At 41.4% G+C, this 18,264-nt stretch carries 19 protein-coding genes; 15 read left to right on the top strand and 4 right to left on the bottom strand.

Going from position 1 to position 18,264, the window contains the following annotated elements:
• Positions 1-4: 4 nt before the first annotated feature.
• Positions 5-364: a 50S ribosomal protein L17 gene (gene rplQ, locus ACTXGK_RS26855; RefSeq protein WP_021813387.1), complete on the top strand. Its 360-nt coding sequence runs from the start codon at positions 5-7 to the stop codon at positions 362-364.
• Positions 365-456: 92 nt separating this feature from the next.
• Here the strand turns inward: rplQ and ACTXGK_RS26850 are convergent, their stop codons facing one another.
• Complete coding sequence (locus ACTXGK_RS26850; RefSeq protein ID WP_443517444.1) at positions 457-1,077, bottom strand: L-threonylcarbamoyladenylate synthase; 621 nt, start codon at positions 1,075-1,077, stop codon at positions 457-459.
• Positions 1,078-1,309: 232 nt separating this feature from the next.
• A complete protein-coding gene (locus ACTXGK_RS26845) occupies positions 1,310-2,053 on the bottom strand; it encodes an elongation factor P hydroxylase (protein ID WP_443517443.1) in 744 nt (247 codons plus the stop codon).
• A gap of 182 nt (positions 2,054-2,235) precedes the next feature.
• On the opposite strand from ACTXGK_RS26845, the gene ACTXGK_RS26840 reads away from it, so the two are divergent.
• The 6 genes from ACTXGK_RS26840 to lysM all read left to right on the top strand — a co-directional run bounded on the left by ACTXGK_RS26840 (position 2,236) and on the right by lysM (position 6,704).
• Entirely contained in the window at positions 2,236-2,829 is a 594-nt protein-coding gene (locus tag ACTXGK_RS26840) for a YceD family protein (protein ID WP_058025365.1), read from the top strand.
• 318 nt (positions 2,830-3,147) lie between these two features.
• On the top strand, positions 3,148-3,330 hold the full coding sequence (gene rpmF / locus ACTXGK_RS26835) for a 50S ribosomal protein L32 (RefSeq protein ID WP_057758809.1): 183 nt from the start codon (positions 3,148-3,150) through the stop codon (positions 3,328-3,330).
• 422 nt (positions 3,331-3,752) lie between these two features.
• Positions 3,753-4,721 carry an ACP S-malonyltransferase gene (fabD, locus tag ACTXGK_RS26830; protein WP_443517442.1) on the top strand — a complete coding sequence of 323 codons (969 nt, stop codon included), beginning with the start codon at positions 3,753-3,755 and terminating at the stop codon, positions 4,719-4,721.
• A complete protein-coding gene (gene fabG, locus ACTXGK_RS26825) occupies positions 4,718-5,446 on the top strand; it encodes a 3-oxoacyl-ACP reductase FabG (RefSeq protein WP_443517441.1) in 729 nt (242 codons plus the stop codon). The genes fabD and fabG overlap by 4 nt, the downstream gene beginning before the upstream one ends.
• A 253-nt stretch (positions 5,447-5,699) precedes the next feature.
• On the top strand, positions 5,700-5,936 hold the full coding sequence (gene acpP, locus ACTXGK_RS26820; RefSeq protein ID WP_058025368.1) for an acyl carrier protein: 237 nt from the start codon (positions 5,700-5,702) through the stop codon (positions 5,934-5,936).
• A gap of 258 nt (positions 5,937-6,194) precedes the next feature.
• The gene (gene lysM, locus ACTXGK_RS26815) at positions 6,195-6,704 is read left to right on the top strand and encodes a peptidoglycan-binding protein LysM (protein WP_201599224.1); all 510 of its coding nucleotides are present in this window, start codon (positions 6,195-6,197) and stop codon (positions 6,702-6,704) included.
• Positions 6,705-6,832: 128 nt separating this feature from the next.
• On the opposite strand, the gene queG is transcribed toward lysM, so the two are convergent.
• Positions 6,833-7,996, bottom strand: a complete 1,164-nt coding sequence (queG, locus tag ACTXGK_RS26810; protein WP_443517440.1) for a tRNA epoxyqueuosine(34) reductase QueG — start codon at positions 7,994-7,996, stop codon at positions 6,833-6,835.
• A gap of 248 nt (positions 7,997-8,244) precedes the next feature.
• On the opposite strand from queG, the gene ACTXGK_RS26805 reads away from it, so the two are divergent.
• Positions 8,245-10,068 (top strand): NAD(P)H-hydrate dehydratase, encoded by a 1,824-nt coding sequence (locus ACTXGK_RS26805; RefSeq protein WP_443517439.1) that lies wholly within the window; start codon positions 8,245-8,247, stop codon positions 10,066-10,068.
• A gap of 33 nt (positions 10,069-10,101) precedes the next feature.
• Here ACTXGK_RS26805 and ACTXGK_RS26800 read toward each other — a convergent pair whose 3' ends face one another.
• Entirely contained in the window at positions 10,102-10,599 is a 498-nt protein-coding gene (locus ACTXGK_RS26800; RefSeq protein ID WP_443517438.1) for a DUF4124 domain-containing protein, read from the bottom strand.
• A 973-nt stretch (positions 10,600-11,572) separates the two neighbouring features.
• Between ACTXGK_RS26800 and ACTXGK_RS26795 the strand changes: the two genes are divergently transcribed.
• From ACTXGK_RS26795 to ACTXGK_RS26765, 7 genes are all read left to right on the top strand, one after another.
• The gene (locus ACTXGK_RS26795) at positions 11,573-13,285 is read left to right on the top strand and encodes an acetolactate synthase 3 large subunit (protein ID WP_238038788.1); all 1,713 of its coding nucleotides are present in this window, start codon (positions 11,573-11,575) and stop codon (positions 13,283-13,285) included.
• A complete protein-coding gene (gene ilvN, locus ACTXGK_RS26790; RefSeq protein ID WP_075106943.1) occupies positions 13,285-13,782 on the top strand; it encodes an acetolactate synthase small subunit in 498 nt (165 codons plus the stop codon). Before ACTXGK_RS26795 ends, ilvN begins: the two co-directional genes overlap by 1 nt.
• A 150-nt stretch (positions 13,783-13,932) precedes the next feature.
• Entirely contained in the window at positions 13,933-14,949 is a 1,017-nt protein-coding gene (gene ilvC, locus ACTXGK_RS26785; protein WP_238038758.1) for a ketol-acid reductoisomerase, read from the top strand.
• A 351-nt stretch (positions 14,950-15,300) separates the two neighbouring features.
• Complete coding sequence (locus ACTXGK_RS26780; protein ID WP_227517147.1) at positions 15,301-15,633, top strand: hypothetical protein; 333 nt, start codon at positions 15,301-15,303, stop codon at positions 15,631-15,633.
• Between the two features lie 369 nt (positions 15,634-16,002).
• A complete protein-coding gene (locus ACTXGK_RS26775) occupies positions 16,003-16,215 on the top strand; it encodes a cold-shock protein (protein WP_057758834.1) in 213 nt (70 codons plus the stop codon).
• Positions 16,216-16,453: 238 nt separating this feature from the next.
• Positions 16,454-17,017, top strand: a complete 564-nt coding sequence (locus tag ACTXGK_RS26770) for a DUF421 domain-containing protein (protein ID WP_443517437.1) — start codon at positions 16,454-16,456, stop codon at positions 17,015-17,017.
• A gap of 456 nt (positions 17,018-17,473) precedes the next feature.
• Entirely contained in the window at positions 17,474-18,223 is a 750-nt protein-coding gene (locus ACTXGK_RS26765) for an electron transfer flavoprotein subunit beta/FixA family protein (protein ID WP_193011083.1), read from the top strand.
• The last annotated feature ends 41 nt before the right edge of the window (positions 18,224-18,264 follow it).

Raw genomic sequence — 18,264 nt, 5'->3', positions numbered from 1 at the left:
GACTATGCGCCATCGTAAGAGTGGAGTCAAGCTGGGTCGTACCGGCAGTCATCGTAAGGCAATGTTTCAGAACATGACTAACTCATTATTTGAGCATGAACTGATCAAAACAACTTTACCAAAAGCTAAAGAACTACGTCGCGTTGCCGAGCCATTGATCACTATGGCTAAAGAAGACAGCGTTGCTAACCGTCGTTTAGCATTCAGCCGTATGCGTAGCAAAGCTATGGTAGGCAAATTATTTGGCACGTTAGGTCCTCGTTACCAGACGCGTCCAGGTGGTTATTTGCGTATCGTAAAATGTGGTTACCGTGATGGTGACAACGCGCCAATGGCTTATGTAGAATTGGTTGATCGCGACTAGTTTTGTATTAAAGACATATTTCATAAAAAAAGCTCCAATTGAATTGGAGCTTTTTTTTGTGCTTAAATTTAGTTAATTATATTGCTATCTGATCACAGTAGTAATGAGTCGACATCAGCAGCGCCTTGCCTAATGACTTCAGGGCGGCTACTAGTCATATCTACAATGGTGGTGAGCTTGGTCGTTTTTATACCTGCATTGATGAGTCCGTCGATTTGATTACCTAATAAGTCTTCAATTTCAAATGGATCATCCAATATATCATCTCGATTGGGAAGAATTAGCGAGCTGGTCAGAATAGGTTCATCCATCGCTTCTAATAATGCCTGAGCAATTGGGTTACTAGGCACACGAATACCAATGGTTTTTTTCTTCGCATGCGCCAGTTTTTTGGGTACATCTTTTGTCGCATTAAGAATAAAAGTAATCGGGGCAGGAGTGTGGGCTTTAAGCTGCTTAAATTGTACGTTATCCACGGTTGCATAGTTGGCAATTTCGCTTAGGTCACGGCATAACAGTGTAAATTGATGCTTATCGTCAAGCTCACGAATTTGCTTGAGCTTAGTCAAAGCGTCTTTTGCACCTAGTCGACAACCGAAAGCATAACTGGTATCGGTTGGGTAAATGATTAAGTGGTCTTTGCGCAGTAGGTCAGCGGCTTGCTCAATGAGACGTGGCTGCGGGTTGTCTGGATGGATGTAGAAGACTTCCATAATGGTTCCTTATTTTATAATTATTGGTTTTTAATTGAGACAATTTTTTCATTAATTAGATGTAGTTCAATCATTGGACATATTAAAAAAGTTATTTTAAAAATTAAGCAAATCTGTATTTTTAAAATACTACTTTAGTTATCAGTATAGCTTAAAGCAAATATAAGTTTAGTGGCAAGGCGTTACCAACCGTAGAAAATCGTTAATAAGTAGGAACACTTAGTAATTTGAATTAAGCGTTGATTTCAGATAAAGAAGTACAAACGCTAAGTAAAGCAGTCAGTAAAGTCTTGGCGTCACGCGGCAGAGTATGAGGTTTGGCTATATAGCTTTCTACTTGCTGATAGACATCACTGGCAAAGGTACTACTGCTAGTATCAAAGTCGGCAAACAAGTTATCCTGTGAAACTTGGAAGTGACGTCCACAAGCCAAAGTAAATAAACATTCTAATGCCTGCGGTTTAATTTCTACGCGCTCAAATGCTTGCTGCTGAGCCGCTGTCCGACCGTCTGGGGCATACCAGTAGCCGAAGTCAGGTAATTGTCTACGAGCGTCACCAGCGACGCACCAATGACTGATTTCATGCAGAGCACTGGCAAAAAATCCATGAGCGAATTCAATTCTGGCAGGCTCATTGTCTTGAGCAGGGAAATACTCTGGTTCACCATTACTACGAACCAATATCACCTGTTGGTCAGTAAATAAAGTATTAAATAGCTGTATGAGCCAATCAGTAGCTAATCGTTCGCTATCAACTATCGATTCTGTTGAGTGAGTATCGTCAGTCTGAGTAGTAGACAATTCTTGCCATTGATTTCTCCATTCGTTTAAATACGCATCTTTATCGAGGCACAGTCTATTATTAGGAGCATTTTCAGTATGACGATCTAGTTGAGTAAGATGTTGCAGCAACGAACTTGCTGTAGCAGGAGAAAGTAAATCAGAAAAATTAATTTTGTTATCAGATAGGTTCATAGAGAAGGCATTGACTTAATAGATATTAAATACAAAAAACTTTAGGTAAAAAAGTAGGTAGTAAAAGAGCTTGAAAACATTTGCTATCAAAAAATCTTAACATACTAGCGCTAGCAGAATATGGCACTTTCCGTTAGTATGGCAGGCAATATTATACACCGTTTTTATGAATGAGGCCGCGCATGTCAAGCACTCCAGAAACTAAACCGTCAGCACCTTACGCTGACAATAAAAAAGCGCCTGTATCTACTAGCATGCCTGAGCACATTTCTTTGGACAAGTGGGCAGACACGGGTTTTGAGTGGTCAGGTGAAGTCGATCCAAACTCTTTTGAACGTCTTGCCACGACATTGAGCGCTGAGCATGATCAGTCAAACACTCAGTTAAACGCTGAACTCTATCGTCGTAATAATGTTTTGCATTTGGCATTTACGTTGACAGGTGATGTTTGGCTAACGTGCCAACGCTGTTTGCAACCAATCGCGATAGACTTGTCTGATGATTACGACATCGCACTACTTGAAAATGACAGCCAAGTGCGCTTGGTTAATGACGAGCAAGATTATTTGTTACTTGATGAAATCGTCACTGAGCAGTCTCCCGAGCGTCTATTACCATTTAAAAAACTGGTAGAAGATGAGATCTTGCTCAAAACACCGATGGCGCCAAAGCATGATGATTGTGAGATGTCAGTTGAGCAGTTTGGCGAGATACCAGAAGAAGAAGAGAATGAAAATCCATTCGCTGCTTTAGCCTCGCTAAAAGGCAAATTATAAGCGCCAAAATTATCTACTCGATGCATTTAATAAGCCTTTTATCTGCTTTGTACAGAAGAGTGCAAGGCAGGGCTTTATTAATCTAATAAACATGCGTATAATGTCCGGTTTATTGCATTCGAGCAACCTGTTGCGTGCTGATAGAAGCTGACTAGGTAAATTTTTCATAAATTTCAGGCATAGTTAGCGTTTTATGTAAGTAACAATCTATTTAACTAATGATGCTTCAGACTTAGGTTGTTGTGATTATATAGCCTCTGTCAGTATCGACTAAAGCTGAATTTCAAGCTTATCCCTTTTAAGTATAGGAGCTATATCATGGCTGTTCAAAAAAGTCGTAAAAGCCGTTCTCGTCGTGACATGCGCCGTTCACATCACCGTATGGAAATTGCTGAACTAAGCGTAGATGCTACTACTGGTGAAAAACATCGTCGTCATCACATGACTAAAGATGGTTTCTACCGTGGTCGTCAGCTATTCAAAGTTAGTCAAGATGCCTAAGACATTGACCCTATGATAGTTAGGTGAAGTAGTGACAGTACTGGTGACTGTTGTTTTATTTACCTAACTATCATTAGTCAATAAGCTTTGAGCCAAAAAAAGCCAAGTTATTTCGCTATCATATATTATGTGGCTGGATAACTTGGCTTTTTGTTATTTATAGCTACACTTTTTGCTCAATTCGCTTGTTATTTTTAGTAGATTTAAAAATGTGCTGATATAATCTGCTCTTTTAATTTTAGCAGCGTTACTCTTGCTGTTTGGTTTGCATCCGCTATGATAATAGTGTGTGTCAGTGTATAGTTTACTGACAATCCGTTTTCTTATACAAATAATTGAACTAACGGCTTTGTATCACATCTAATAATATAATACACCCCATTGTTTTAGGGATATTTCTAATCAGATAAGGAATATTGGTTATGGCTTCTGTACCCGATATGGTAAAAAAGCAACCCGCTCGTATCGCGGTCATTTTTCCTGGACAAGGATCTCAAGCAGTCGCAATGACGAGTGAGCTTGCTGAAATCTACCCAGAGATACGCGATACATTTACCGAAGCGAGTGAGGCGCTTGGTGAGGATTTGTGGGCAATCTGTCAGGATGAAGAAAAACTCAATCAAACCGAGTATACTCAGCCAGCGCTACTGACAGCTAGCATTGCCATTTGGCGTGTCTTACAACAAAAAATAGAAGAGACGCCTTGCTATTTAGCTGGTCACTCTCTAGGCGAGTACAGCGCCCTGTGTGCTGCCAATGTGATATCGCTTGGTGATGCTGTCACTTTGGTCCATAAGCGCGGTCAGTTGATGCAAGAGGCCGTTGTAGGTGTAGATACCGCTATGGCTGCCGTATTAGGACTTGAAGATAACCGAGTCGAAAATCTGTGTGAGCAAGCAACAGAGCATGTCGAGAGTGCCATTGTCGGCGCGGCTAACTTTAACAGCCCAGGACAGGTAGTGATCTCGGGTAATGCTGCTGGCGTTAACGCTGTAATCGACAAAGTGAAAAATACGGGCAAAAAATCTGTGCCCCTAAAAGTGAGTGTGCCATCTCATTGTGCACTAATGGAGCCAGCAAGTAATGCCTTAGCTGAGATATTAGCAGGTATTCAATTTGATCAAGCAACCATTCCTGTGATTCAAAATCGCTATGCGCGTGTTGAAACCAGTGCAGTAGGTATCAAGCAAGCATTGACTGAACAGCTGAGTGAGCCTGTATTATGGTCGAAAACTATGCAAGAGCTGGCTGATAAGCAAATTAACATATTAATCGAATGTGGCAGTGGTAATGTGCTCAGTAACTTGGCTAAGCGTCAAGCACAGCCAATTACAAGCTATCCTACTGACAAGCCTGCCCGTCTAGAGAAATTATTAGAGGTGTTATCATGAGTCGTACGATTACATTAGTGACTGGCGCGAGCCGTGGTATTGGAAAGGCCGTTGCTAAACGTTTTGCTAAAGAAGGACATTTTGTCATTGGAACAGCAACCACTGAAAAAGGTGCTGAATTGATTAATGACTATCTTCATGATACTGGTGGTATCGGTCGCATCTTAGACGTACGTGATACTGCTCAAATTGATAAATTGTTTGAAGAAATCGAAAGCGTCTATGGTGCAGTACAAGTATTGGTTAACAATGCAGGTATCACTCAAGACGGTCTACTAATGCGTATGAAAGACGATGACTGGTCAAATGTCATCGATACGAACTTGACCTCAGTTTATCGCATGAGTAAACGCGCAGTACGCGGGATGATGAAAGCGCGCCGTGGTCGTATTATTAATATTACCTCTGTTGTTGCTCAAATGGGTAATGCAGGTCAATCTAACTATGCTGCGACTAAAGCTGGTGTAGAAGGGTTCAGCCGTACGCTTGCACGTGAAATCGGCTCACGCCAAGTGACCATCAATTGCGTGGCACCAGGTTTGATCGAGACTGATATGACAGATGAGCTTGACGAGCGCCTATTGAATTCTATGCTAGATGCCGTTCCTATCAGTCGTCTTGGTCAACCAGAAGATATCGCAGCAGCAGTACATTTCTTAGCCAGTGATGAAGCCAGCTATATCACCGGCGCGGTGATTCCGGTCAATGGTGGCATGTATATGTAGACGTTACATAGTTATAATAAAAAACTGTGTGAACGAGTGTAAACTATAATAAAGGGTGTTATAATAACGAATACTTTTGATTCAAAGCCCTGTATTATAGCAGGGCTTTATTAGACAGACTGTGTAACAAGTCATAGAGTACTCAGACAGCAATGCTAGTCTGGCAAACACATTTTATATACCATGCTACAGAGCTTAAATGAGGCGCTATAGCAGTTTATTAAAAATAATAGATGATAATGGAGTGATCTATATGAGTAATGATATCGAGCTAAGAGTAAAATCAGCAGTAGCAGAGCAACTAGGCATGAACATTGAAGACATCAACAACGATGCTTCATTCATGGAAGATCTAGGCGCAGATTCACTTGACCTAGTCGAATTGGTTATGTCTTTTGAGAGTGATTTTGGTATCACTATTCCTGACGAAGACTCTGCAGAATTGACTACTGTTCAAAAAGCAATTGATTACGTACAAGCCCAGCTATAATTTGCTATTCGTTTAGCAATTTTTATAATGCCGCTTATCTTAATAGATAGGCGGTTTTTTTATGAGCGTGATTTAGTTTATTGGTTGCATTAACATAAGCTACGTCAATTAACATTACTCAACATACTCTTACTATTCACGTTTGGTTCCTTTGTCTATACTCATCATGGTAAACAGTACAAAACACGGTGGCGTTAAATAACACACTACCGAAAATAAATATGAATAATAAATAATAATATTTCAAGGAGCAGTTATATGGGTATGTTCAGTTTTGCAAAAGATATCGGTGATAAAATCTTTAATCGTGATGACGAAAAGCATGACGCTAAGACAGAAACCAAGGCAGATGCTAATACACCAGTAAAAAGCAGCGAGCCTTCAGCTCAATCAGTTGCTAACATTTTGCTACGTCGTATTCAGCAACAGAACCTAAATATCAGTAATTTAAAAATCAAATATAACGGTTCTACAGATACGGCAGAAATTAGCGGTAATGCTAAAACTCAAGCCGATCGTGAAAAAGCGATTATTGCTATTGGTAACGTACAAAACGTTGCTAAGGTCATTGACAATATCGATATCGAAGAAGATGCACCTGAGTCAACGATGTATACGGTAAAATCTGGCGATAGCTTATCTAAGATTGCTAAAGATGTTTACGGTGAGTCTGGCGATTATATGAAAATCTTTGAAGCGAATAAGCCAATGCTATCTGATCCAGATAAAATCTATCCAGGTCAAGTGTTACGCATTCCTAAGCCATAATAAATTGACGATACAAGCAACAAATAATCGATGATAAAAAAAGCCTCTTTTATAAGAGGCTTTTTTTATTATTTAAAACGATATAGTAATAGATATGAAGTTTTAATAGTGGCCAATACTTGAGATATTTAGAATTGGATACTGTCCTTCAGCTTTTTTTGTTGCTCATCCAAGGCCCACTCGATATGCTCGTCCAGCATAGCACTATGTATGGTGAGCTTAGATTTTAACTGCTCAACCACTTCCAAACTGGCATTGGCATTGCCAAGACCAATCGCGATATTACGTAAGAAATTTATATAGCCTGTGCGCCTGAGCGGGCTTCCTTGTGTGTTTTTCAAAAAATCCGCTTCGTGCCATTGCCATAATTCAAGCAAACTGCTGTTATCAAGCCCATGCCTTGGTGCGAAGTCCTCAACGGTAGTCAGATTGGCATAACGATTCCACGGGCAGATCAGCTGGCAATCATCACAGCCAAAGACTCGATTGCCGATAGCGCGTCGATACTTGGTATCAATAATGCCATCGTGTTCAATCGTCAAATAAGAGATACAGGCAGAGGCGTTGAGCTCATAAGGCGCTACAATCGCTTGGGTAGGGCATACATCAATACAAGCACTGCAACTGCCACAATGCTCTTTAACAGGTTGGTCATCGGGCAGCTCTAAGCTCAAAAACAGCTCACCCAGTACAAAAAACGAGCCAGCTTGTTTGTTGATTAATAACGTATGCTTACCTGTCCAGCCCAGACCAGCAGCATCTGCAATAGGCCGCTCAAAGATAGGCGCAGAATCACTAAAGGGTCTAAAAATAAACTCTTTATCTGAGCCAATATCGAGATGCTGCCACTCAGGAAGCATGGCCTCGATATTCAGCGCCAATTGCTTTAAACGGCTACGCATTGTCTTATGATAATCACGACCTCTTGCATAACGCGCAATGATGCCTTGGTTGGGATGGTCATTATCTGTGACAGCACGTGGCGTCGGGGCTTGGGTGAGGTAGTCCATCCTTACACTAATAATGGTCTTTGCACCATCTACTAACTGCTCGGGATGAGCGCGCAGATGATGGTTGTTGTGCATGAACTGCAATTGACCCTCATAGCCTTTATCCAGCCACTTCTGTAGTTGTTCGATTTGCTTAGCAAACAGTGGATGATGGACAGATAAAAACCCACAATCAGCAAATCCTAATGCTTGCGCTTGTGTTTTGATCCACTGTTTAACATCTGCTGTTGTTGCAAATACTGTTGAGTTACTAACGGCAATTTTGTTTTTATCGGTAGGCATATAGATAGAGGCTTATTGGCTGTCTGCTTGTTTGGGTTGATCAGATTATTCACATCTCACAATCAGTGATCCTATGAATAGCGTTTATGATAAGCCAGTGAGCGATAAGCGCAAGTAGAAAAGAAAATAAACGCACATTCATATTGATACATAAGTAGGCATAAGCTTTTGCTAAGCTGATACCAAAGGTTAGCAAATAGACTTTCAACACCATAAAAATATCAGAAAAACATAGCCGAGGATAATAAATGAAAAACTGGACCAATTTATCAACAATAAAAAATACAAAGCCTGTTGCGCTTTATAGTAGTGAGCAAATTTATGCAATAGAGCAAGCGTGGTTTGCACAAGGATATGATAGTTTTGGCTTAATGCAGCAAGCGGCTTGGCAAATGGCACAGCAAATAGAGCAGATGTATGAGCAAAGATGTTTTGATGACAAGCACGCTAAACATACAAGCATTTATCATCGTACGGAGCATTTGCGCCGAGTAAGTGTCTGGGTAGGTAAGGGCAATAATGGCGGGGATAGCTGGCTCATTGCGCACTATTTGCAGCAAGCTGGCTGGCAAGTGGAGGTAATCGCTGTTGGCTTTGATAAAAACGACTTTACCATCAGTGGTCAGTCAATAAACGATCATGGCAAAGACAATACTAGTCACAATATGTCTGATGCTACCAACGCGCTACAGATGGCTCTATCTGCTAATTGTCACTATCAACGCTTCGAAGAGATGCATGACAGTCATGATGATTTAACTAAAATGGCTTTACCAGCTGACGTTTATGTCGATGCGTTATTCGGTATTGGTCTGGATCGCGCACCAGAAGGTATCTATAAACAGGCCATTAGCGCTTTTAATGATGCCAACCAGCAGCAAAAGGCATTAACAGTTGCCGTTGATATACCAAGTGGGTTGGTGGCTTCTACTGGTAAGGTATTCGAGCGCATGGCGATACAGGCTGACGTGACTTTATGTCTGATTGCCCGAAAGTTCGGTCTGCATACCAAAGATGGTACAGATTATAGCGGGGAGGTCATTGACATACCGTTGATACCTTATCAAATGGCGCTTAAGAAAGCAGTTAGTCATACAACATCTGGTAAAAATGTCAGTCAGGCGTTTGAACCCGTTGCCACGCTGTTGTCAGCTGCACACAGCATGAAGCCTCGTCGCCAAAATAGCTACAAAGGGAGTTATGGTCACGTGTTGGTTATCGGTGGCAATCGCGTTGATGGCTCCCAAGGGATGGGCGGGGCGGCGATACTCTCTGCCTCTAGCGCTATGGCAACAGGCACTGGAAAAATCACTGTAGCCTGCCATGAGGCGTTCCATGGCGCATTATTAACGTCATTGCCAGATGCGATGACAATTAATTTGCATGACGTAGATGGCGTAAAGGCAATCATCAAGCAAGCCAGTGTTGTCGCTATTGGCATGGGACTTGGCCGTGATGAAAAAGCAAAAGTACTATTTATCGATTATATACAGACTGCGATAGCCCATGACACATCAATAGTGATCGATGCAGACGGACTTTATCATTTGGCCTCGCTGCAAATGGACAGTCATGATCTAATAACTACGCTTCGAGAATATAGCATGAATCATCAAGTCTGCTTGACGCCGCACAGTGGTGAAGCAGCTAGATTACTCAGTCAAAAAATAGGCGAGGTAGAGAGTGATAGATTGCAAGCTATAAAACAGTGCGCTACGGTCTATGGTGGAGACTGGGTATTAAAGGGAGCGGGGTCGTTAGTTTTGGAGCAAAGTATAGAACAACAGCAAGTATACGTTTGCAATGTTGGTAATGCTGGTATGGCAACCGCTGGCATGGGCGATGTGTTATCTGGCGTGACTGCTGGGCTGCTGGCACAGCAGGATTTAGAAGGCGTATCGCGTAGCTTACACCAAGCGGTGCTTATACATGGGTTTGCAGGGGATATATTGGTCCATCAAACTCATGATTGTCACCATGAAAATAAGCTGCTCATTGGACAGCGAGGGCTACAAGCTCAAGATATGCCAGCAGCCATTCGTCATGTTATGCAGTTACTGATAGTCGATTAACCATTAGTCGATTAACAATCATTTTTATAGAGGTTAGGTCGTAGCGCTGCCACAGTATTGGTTGATTGCCTGCTGTACACGTTCACGTTTTAGCTCAATCTCACGGCCATCTAAGTACTGACGCTTGCCATTTGCATCCATCTCATAGATACGGCCGCCAACATTTAAGTTGGTTAGGTTGTTACGCAATGATTGACAGCGCTGGGCATTGGCTTGCGCTTCTTGTTCTTTGATACGTGCTTCGAGCGCTGCTACACGCTGCTCTTCTGCCGTTTGAGTATTGTTGCTTTGGCTGGCATCTGTTTTACCTGCCATTTCTCCGGCGTTATTTTGTCTACCGTCACTACGAAACTCAATTAATTCAATATTTTTACCATTTTGCGGTGCGTGCTGGCTATATTTAACTTCGCCATGTGCGCCAATGGATTTGTAAACTTGAATAGCCTGACTGGCATTCATGGACAGCATTAGCATACACGCAGTACTTGTTAGCAGTTTGGTAGCGGTAGCTATTTTAGACGCATATGCCATAGCAGCAATCCTCTTGTTTTATAAAAGTAAATTTGTATAAGGGTAAATATAGCATTTGAGCACTTTATTGGCAGCACTAATGTATCGACTTCCGATTTTAGCAAATAATACTTATCAATGTATATTATTTAATAACTAATAGTTTGGGATAGGCTTTAGAAGTTTTTCTTGACAATAACAGACAAACAATCGAATATAATAGACGTTGATTGGTCAGTGAGCGGCTTTTACGATATTGCCGTGGCACTTGAGAATGAGAACTACGGGTTACTTATCGGTAGCTTACGCAGTTTTATTTCCTTTGTGATAATGATATAGCAGATATAGTAGCAGAACGATTACTATTGATAGCTAATCATCGTCTCCGGACTTATCTGTCTACAATGACTAAGATAAACTTATTATTTGACATGTGCTAAATGTGATTCTAGCAGTTGTATGAAACACGATATAATATCAGTTATGAGATTTCCTTAAAGCCTTGTCATCAGTTCTACTGAGCTTGTGACACCGTATTTGGCTATAAAAGTCATTTCATCTATATCGATGCATCTGTATCAATGAATTTATTATCCGTACTTGCTTGCATGAATACTCAATAATAAGCTTCTTTATAGGTGCGTCCGCATCTTGTCACTGTATATCGATAAACATCCATCACAAAACTGACCTTAAATACATTGCTGTGTTTGAGTAATTTGCTGTCTTAAAAAACAACATTACTTAAATATGATAGGCAAATATTCTTGATATGGACAAGGATTAGCGATCATTTTATGAGCTTGGAAGTAATACCTATATGGGGTTATCTCTTGTCATAGAATACTGCAAATCCTCGCCGCAAAAAAAGGTGATGACAGTGACGCAAACCACGCAAAGTCCGAATATGACGGGACATACCCAAACGGGTAATGCCGCCAAAAATTTTGAAGAAAAGCAACAACGTCTTGCAGAAGGCAGCTCACAGCCTGTGATGCTATCGGGCGCTGAAATGCTGGTACAAGCGCTGACAGACGAAGGTGTCAAGTATATCTTTGGTTATCCAGGCGGTGCCGTTCTGCACATCTATGATGCGCTATTTCAGCAAGAAGCCATTGAGCACATCTTAGTGCGCCATGAGCAGGCTGCTGGTCACATGGCAGATGCTTATTCACGAGTTACTGGTGAAACGGGGGTTGTACTGGCAACATCAGGACCTGGTGCAACCAATACGGTTACCGCTATTGCGACAGCTTTTATGGATTCAGTACCGATGGTCGTGATTTCAGGTCAGGTGCCAAGTAGCCTAATCGGGGAAGACGCTTTCCAAGAAACGGATATGGTAGGGGTATCACGTCCGATCGTTAAGCATAGCTTCCAAGTGCGCCATGCTAGTGAAATTCCGATGATTGTCAAAAAAGCCTTTTACATTGCACAGTCTGGACGCCCAGGCCCTGTTGTCATTGACGTGCCAAAAGACATGACTGCTCCTAGTGAAAAGTTCGCCTATGAGTACCCAGAAGAGGTATTTATACGCTCTTACCAGCCTTCACTCAAAGGTCATAGTGGTCAGATCAAAAAAGCGGTTGAGACACTACTATCTGCCCAGCGTCCTGTCGTATATGCAGGCGGTGGTGTGATTTGGAGTAATGCCCACGAAGAGCTAACCGACCTTGCTCATCGTCTGAACTTGCCAGTGACCAATACGTTGATGGGTCTTGGTACGTTCCCAGGCTCTGATCGTCAGTTCCTAGGTATGCTTGGTATGCATGGTACTTACGAAGCCAACATGAGCATGCATCATGCCGATGTTATTTTGGCAGTCGGTGCGCGTTTCGATGACCGTGTGACCAATAACGTCAAAAAATTCTGTCCTAATGCGACGATTATTCATATCGATATCGATCCTGCTTCAATTTCAAAAACCATTCTTGCGCATATTCCTATCGTTGGCGATGTAAAATCTGTCTTAACTGACATGTTGGAAATCGTTGGTGAAGACAAGCAGCTAGAACAGCACGCACTGCTAGATTGGTGGTCACAGATTAACGAATGGCGTAAGCGTCATGGTCTGCGTTATGACACCAGTACAGATAATGGTATTAAGCCACAAAGCGCTGTACAAGCCCTGTGCAAGGTCACGGATGGCAATGCGATTATCACCAGTGACGTCGGTCAGCATCAGATGTTTGCAGCCCTTTACTACACTTACAATGAGCCTCGCCAATGGCTGAACTCAGGTGGCTTAGGTACGATGGGTGTTGGCTTGCCGTATGCCATGGCAGCAAAGCTTGCCAATCCTGAGCGTGATGTGGTGTGTATCACAGGTGAAGGTTCTATTCAGATGAATATCCAAGAGCTGTCAACTTGCTTACAATACAACTTGCCAGTCAAAATCCTGAACTTGAATAACGCACAGCTAGGTATGGTCAAGCAGTGGCAGGACATGCTGTATGAAGGTCGCCATGCTCAGTCTTATATGAACTCCTTACCAGACTTTGTCAAATTGGCTGAAAGTTATGGTCACGTCGGTATCAAGATTACTGACCCGGCGACCATGGAAGCACAGTTGGCTGAAGCCATGGCAATGAAAGACAAACTGGTATTTATCGATGTTTATGTCGATCGTAATGAGCATGTATATCCGATGCAAATCGCTGGACAGGCAATGCGTGATATGTGGTTAACAAAAGGGGAGCGTACCTAATGCAACAACAACATCTGATTTCGGTATTGATGGAAAACGAAGCGGGTTCGTTGTCGCGTCTAGTCGGCTTGTTCTCACAGCGTGGCTACAATATCGAAACGCTAAACGTCGCGCCTACTGATGACCCAAGTATTTCACGTCTGACGTTGACGACCATTACTTCACCAGAAAGAATCGAACAAATCACCAAACAATTGCATAAATTGATTGAAGTGGTTAAAGTGCATAATCTGACAGAGAATGTACACGTTGAGCGTGAATTGATGCTGATCAAAGTACGAGCGACTGGTAGCGTACGTGAAGAGGTGAAACGCAGCGCAGATATTTTCCGCGCACAGATTGTCGATGTGAATGCCAACTTGTATACGATTCAAATCGTTGGTGATAAAGCCAAACTTGATGGCTTTATTGACGTACTTGGACGTGAGCGTATTATGGAAGTGGTTCGCTCGGGTGTGATTGGTATTGCTCGAGGCGAAAAAACACTTAGCACCTAGTATTTATTACGACCTATTTTAATCAAGCTATATTTTAATCAAAAACTATTTATCTAAATCAACAAAGCGCTTATCTTAATCACTATCTTGATTACAGTATAAGCGCCTACTATCCATGGTACGCCATGATTGAGGACAAGGACTCTATTTATGAACGTTTTTTATGACAAAGATTGTGATCTATCAATTATCCAAGGCAAAAAAGTTGCCATTATCGGTTATGGTTCACAAGGTCATGCGCACGCGCTTAACCTACAAGACTCAGACGTTGATGTAACGGTTGGTCTACGTGCCAACTCTGGCTCATGGAAAAAAGCTGAAAATGCGGGCCTAAAAGTTGCTGAAGTAGAAGAAGCCGTAAAAGCTGCTGATGTAATCATGATTTTGACGCCTGATGAATTCCAAAAAGAGCTTTACAACGACGTCATCGAGCCAAACATCAAAGAAGGCGCGACATTGGCTTTCGCTCATGGTTTCGCGATCCATTATAACCAAGTGGTGCCACGTGGCGATCTTGATGTGATTATGGTTGCGCCAAAAGCACCAGGTCATACCGTACGTTCAGAGTTTACTAAAGGCGGTGGTATCCCTGACTTAATCGCCATCTATCAAGATGCTTCAGGTCAAGCTAAGCAATTAGCATTATCTTACGCTGCTGGCGTTGGTGGTGGTCGTTCAGGCATCATCGAAACCACATTTAAAGATGAGACTGAAACTGACTTGTTCGGTGAGCAAGCGGTTCTTTGTGGCGGTGCAGTAGAGCTAGTCAAAATGGGCTTTGAGACGCTAACAGAAGCAGGCTATGCTCCAGAAATGGCTTACTTCGAGTGCTTGCATGAGCTCAAGCTAATCGTTGATTTGATGTATGAAGGCGGTATCGCTGACATGAACTATTCAATCAGTAATAATGCTGAATATGGCGAATATGTCACTGGTCCTGAAGTCATCAATGAGCAGTCACGTGAAGCCATGCGTAATGCGCTAAAACGCATTCAGTCTGGTGAATACGCGAAAATGTTCATCTCTGAAGGCGCCACCAACTACCCATCAATGACTGCGCGTCGTCGTAACAATGCCGAACATCAAATTGAGACTACTGGTGCCAAGCTGCGTGGCATGATGCCTTGGATTGGTGGTAACAAAATCATCGACAAAGACAAAAACTAATTCGATACTACTTAAATAGAGTATTTGATAGTTTGTTAATTAGCCCGTGTTATCACCTGATAGCACGGGTTTTTTATATCCTACTTTTAGCATATGGTTACACCGCTATATGTGTTGGTTGAAAACCAGTAATACCTGCCCAATATAGGCAGGCATCTTCACGTTAACCGATGGGCTTTTACTGTGCTTACTTATCTTTGAGTCATCAAAGTAGATGAGTCCTCATTCATATTTTCTATAGATTACAGGTTGTATGTTGTGCAAATATCTTATCCAGACTGGCTAACGCCGCAATTCGTGTATATTACTCTTAGCGCTGTAGTAGCAGTTTTAATTTGGATAGAAGGGGAAATGCTTAAGAAAACCGATGGTAAACTGCCCAAATCTAAGTTTTTCCAAATCAGTTCAATCTTAGATACCATCTGGTTCTTTATCTCTGTAGTTGTCCTATACGTGATTGATTTGGCACCGCTCGCGATTGCTGTACCTGCCGCTTATGGCATTTACACGACTTTTGGTTGGGTCTATGGTACGCGACTATTAAAGCGCAAAGGTATCCCTGATTCTCCTAAAGACTTGGTCATACCGGCCAAATACATTGCGTATAGTCAGTCGTTTTCGTTGATATTTTTTGGGCTATGTTTGCTTGTATTAAGTTCACCATGGTTGCCGATATTGCAATAGGCAATGACTGAGTTTTTGGCCTATAACGGTCTTTCTTTTTGTATTTAACGATGCCTCCATAAATACAGCCTAATATTCAGATGTTAGAAATTTATTTAATATCAATGTGATAACGGCAAAAATGCTATCTATTTTAATGGGTTCTAATAGCTAGAATTTATTTACAAAAATCATCAATTTAGACTGTTACCTGTATAGAAAACTGTTATAATCAGATTGTACTCAAAGTATTTGAGGTAAAAAATTCAGGTTTTCTCTTAGATTATTTGAAATTTTGAACCGTAGCGTTCAGCAAAAGATGCATGGGTATATATCAATTAATCGGTGATGACACAAGTCTCGCCAACAGTTAAAGAGTCAGGAAAATTTATGTCAGATAAAGTTGAAGGCACTGTAAAGTGGTTTAATGAAGCTAAAGGTTTTGGTTTTATCGCTCAAGACAATGGCGGACAAGACGTATTCGCTCACTACAGCGCTATCCAAGGTAACGGTTTCAAAACTCTAGCCGAAGGCCAAAAAGTGTCTTTCATCTTAGGTGATGGCAAAAAAGGCCCACAAGCTGAGCAAATCGAAGCTATCTAATCTCATTTACTATTAAGTTAACTGACTTTCAGTAAGCTTAATAACAATAAGATTATCAATATGCATTGATTACTTTGTTTGTTAAAACAATAAAAATACTGTATCGACTTTAAAAAAAAGCAACCTCTCATCAGGTTGCTTTTTTTATATCATTTTGTCTGAAGTAGCGTTTGATTGATTTTCTTAATAATTATCAGTTCATAATAGGTACTGACTCAATAATAAATAAGGTTCTATTATGAAATGGGAAACTTGGTTTTCAATTGATTGGCAACAAGCACTAGGTATTTCTTTATCTGCGGTGGGTTTCTATATTGGTTTGATGCTCTGTACCCGATTGATGGGTCTACGTAGTTTCTCCAAGCTATCAAGCCATGATTTTGCAATGACGGTCGGCATTGGTAGTATATTGGCGTCGACTGTACTGGCTGACAAGCCGTCTCTTCTGCAAGGATTGTTTGCAGTTGCCATGTTGTTTTTGATTCAAGGCACCATTTCAGTTATCAGACGCAAGGTAAAGCCACTAAAAGCGCTGATAGACAATCGGGCTATTATACTCATGGCGCATGGCGAGTACTTTGCAGATAATTTGAAAGAGGCAAACTTAAGTACTAGTGACGTCCAGGAGGTGCTGCGCAAAAATGGTATCAAAGCCAAGACGGAGATATTTGCCGTCATTATGGAAACGACAGGCAATATGAGTGTCATCAAAAATAATGGTGTGACCCCTGACTGGGCATTGTTCGATGACATACGTGATAGTGAGTTGTTAATGAGCTCTAGCAAAGACAGCGACGTATAGATGTTGGGTTCTTGGTGATTGCTATCAGTTGAGCCCTAAGAAATAAATAATAACAAAATATTAAATAAACATACCATTGAGAGTGCTATAAAGGTGAGTACTCTTAAGGCTATTATTAAACAAAAACCACCAGATCACGTGCTTATAAACTATTTATTATAGAATAGTGACAAATTTATGACGCATTATTCACGGCGTTGTCTTGACCTTATCTGCAGGCTGACGCAAGATACATAGGTCTGATAATAACGGTTGGCTTAGCTTTAGCAGATTTTATTCGTAAGAAGTGCAATGCTAATATAATTTCGAATATTGGCGTATTTTTCTTAATTAGTTATACATCTGTTGATATAGTAATAACCTTGAGTAGTATTTTGAACGACGATTTGAACCACAACGAAAATTTGGTTCTTAACTGATATTTTTTAATTCATAACATTAATAAACGAGGAACGTATGAAAGCATTAGTAGCGGTCAAGCGTGTCATTGATTATAACGTAAAAGTTCGTGTAAAAGCCGATAACTCTGGCGTTGATCTATCAAATACCAAAATGTCAATTAACCCTTTTGATGAAATCGCAGTAGAAGAAGCCGTTCGTCTAAAAGAAGCTGGCGTCATTGATGAAATCATCGTCGCGTCTATCGGTCCAAAAGAGTCGCAAGAGCAAATTCGTGCAGCCCTAGCATTGGGTGCTGATCGTGGCGTTTTAGTCGTGAGTGACGAAAAACCGTATCCACTACAAGTTGCCAAGATTCTAAAAAGTATCGCTGAAACGGAAAGCACAGATATTATCTTGTTGGGTAAACAAGCGATTGATGATGACAATAACCAAACAGGTCAGATGCTAGCGGCATTGATGGGTATTGGTCAGGGTACATTTGCCTCAGAAGTGAAGGTTGAAGGCGACAAAGTCAACGTCACGCGTGAAATCGATGGCGGTCTACAAACGGTTGCTCTTGATTTGCCAGCGGTTATCACGACTGATCTACGTTTGAATGAGCCGCGTTATGCAAAACTGCCTAACATCATGAAAGCGAAGAAAAAGCCGCTTGATGAAAAAACGCCAGCAGATTTCGGTGTTGATATGACGTCTAAGCAAGAAATCATTAAAGTCGTGCCACCTGCTGAACGCAAAGCTGGTATTACAGTAGGATCAGTTGATGAGTTGGTCGATAAGCTAAGAAACGAAGCAAAAGTCATTTAATGATTTGACGCTTCGTTACGGCATATCCTGTACAAGGCTAT

It is taken from the genome of Psychrobacter sp. T6-5 (assembly GCF_052258485.2).
GTDB lineage: Bacteria > Pseudomonadota > Gammaproteobacteria > Pseudomonadales > Moraxellaceae > Psychrobacter.
This window is presented reverse-complemented; position numbering and strand designations above follow the sequence as displayed.

Excerpts from the sequence above, each read along its gene's own strand:
- rplQ (WP_021813387.1), top strand. The coding sequence starts at position 5 with ATGCGCCATCGTAAGAGTGGAGTCAAGCTGGGTCGTACCGGCAGTCAT.
- ACTXGK_RS26850 (WP_443517444.1), bottom strand. The coding sequence starts at position 1,077 with ATGGAAGTCTTCTACATCCATCCAGACAACCCGCAGCCACGTCTCATT.
- ACTXGK_RS26845 (WP_443517443.1), bottom strand. The coding sequence starts at position 2,053 with ATGAACCTATCTGATAACAAAATTAATTTTTCTGATTTACTTTCTCCT.
- ACTXGK_RS26840 (WP_058025365.1), top strand. The coding sequence starts at position 2,236 with ATGTCAAGCACTCCAGAAACTAAACCGTCAGCACCTTACGCTGACAAT.
- rpmF (WP_057758809.1), top strand. The coding sequence starts at position 3,148 with ATGGCTGTTCAAAAAAGTCGTAAAAGCCGTTCTCGTCGTGACATGCGC.
- fabD (WP_443517442.1), top strand. The coding sequence starts at position 3,753 with ATGGCTTCTGTACCCGATATGGTAAAAAAGCAACCCGCTCGTATCGCG.
- fabG (WP_443517441.1), top strand. The coding sequence starts at position 4,718 with ATGAGTCGTACGATTACATTAGTGACTGGCGCGAGCCGTGGTATTGGA.
- acpP (WP_058025368.1), top strand. The coding sequence starts at position 5,700 with ATGAGTAATGATATCGAGCTAAGAGTAAAATCAGCAGTAGCAGAGCAA.
- lysM (WP_201599224.1), top strand. The coding sequence starts at position 6,195 with ATGGGTATGTTCAGTTTTGCAAAAGATATCGGTGATAAAATCTTTAAT.
- queG (WP_443517440.1), bottom strand. The coding sequence starts at position 7,996 with ATGCCTACCGATAAAAACAAAATTGCCGTTAGTAACTCAACAGTATTT.
- ACTXGK_RS26805 (WP_443517439.1), top strand. The coding sequence starts at position 8,245 with ATGAAAAACTGGACCAATTTATCAACAATAAAAAATACAAAGCCTGTT.
- ACTXGK_RS26800 (WP_443517438.1), bottom strand. The coding sequence starts at position 10,599 with ATGGCATATGCGTCTAAAATAGCTACCGCTACCAAACTGCTAACAAGT.
- ACTXGK_RS26795 (WP_238038788.1), top strand. The coding sequence starts at position 11,573 with ATGCTATCGGGCGCTGAAATGCTGGTACAAGCGCTGACAGACGAAGGT.
- ilvN (WP_075106943.1), top strand. The coding sequence starts at position 13,285 with ATGCAACAACAACATCTGATTTCGGTATTGATGGAAAACGAAGCGGGT.
- ilvC (WP_238038758.1), top strand. The coding sequence starts at position 13,933 with ATGAACGTTTTTTATGACAAAGATTGTGATCTATCAATTATCCAAGGC.
- ACTXGK_RS26780 (WP_227517147.1), top strand. The coding sequence starts at position 15,301 with ATGCTTAAGAAAACCGATGGTAAACTGCCCAAATCTAAGTTTTTCCAA.
- ACTXGK_RS26775 (WP_057758834.1), top strand. The coding sequence starts at position 16,003 with ATGTCAGATAAAGTTGAAGGCACTGTAAAGTGGTTTAATGAAGCTAAA.
- ACTXGK_RS26770 (WP_443517437.1), top strand. The coding sequence starts at position 16,454 with ATGAAATGGGAAACTTGGTTTTCAATTGATTGGCAACAAGCACTAGGT.
- ACTXGK_RS26765 (WP_193011083.1), top strand. The coding sequence starts at position 17,474 with ATGAAAGCATTAGTAGCGGTCAAGCGTGTCATTGATTATAACGTAAAA.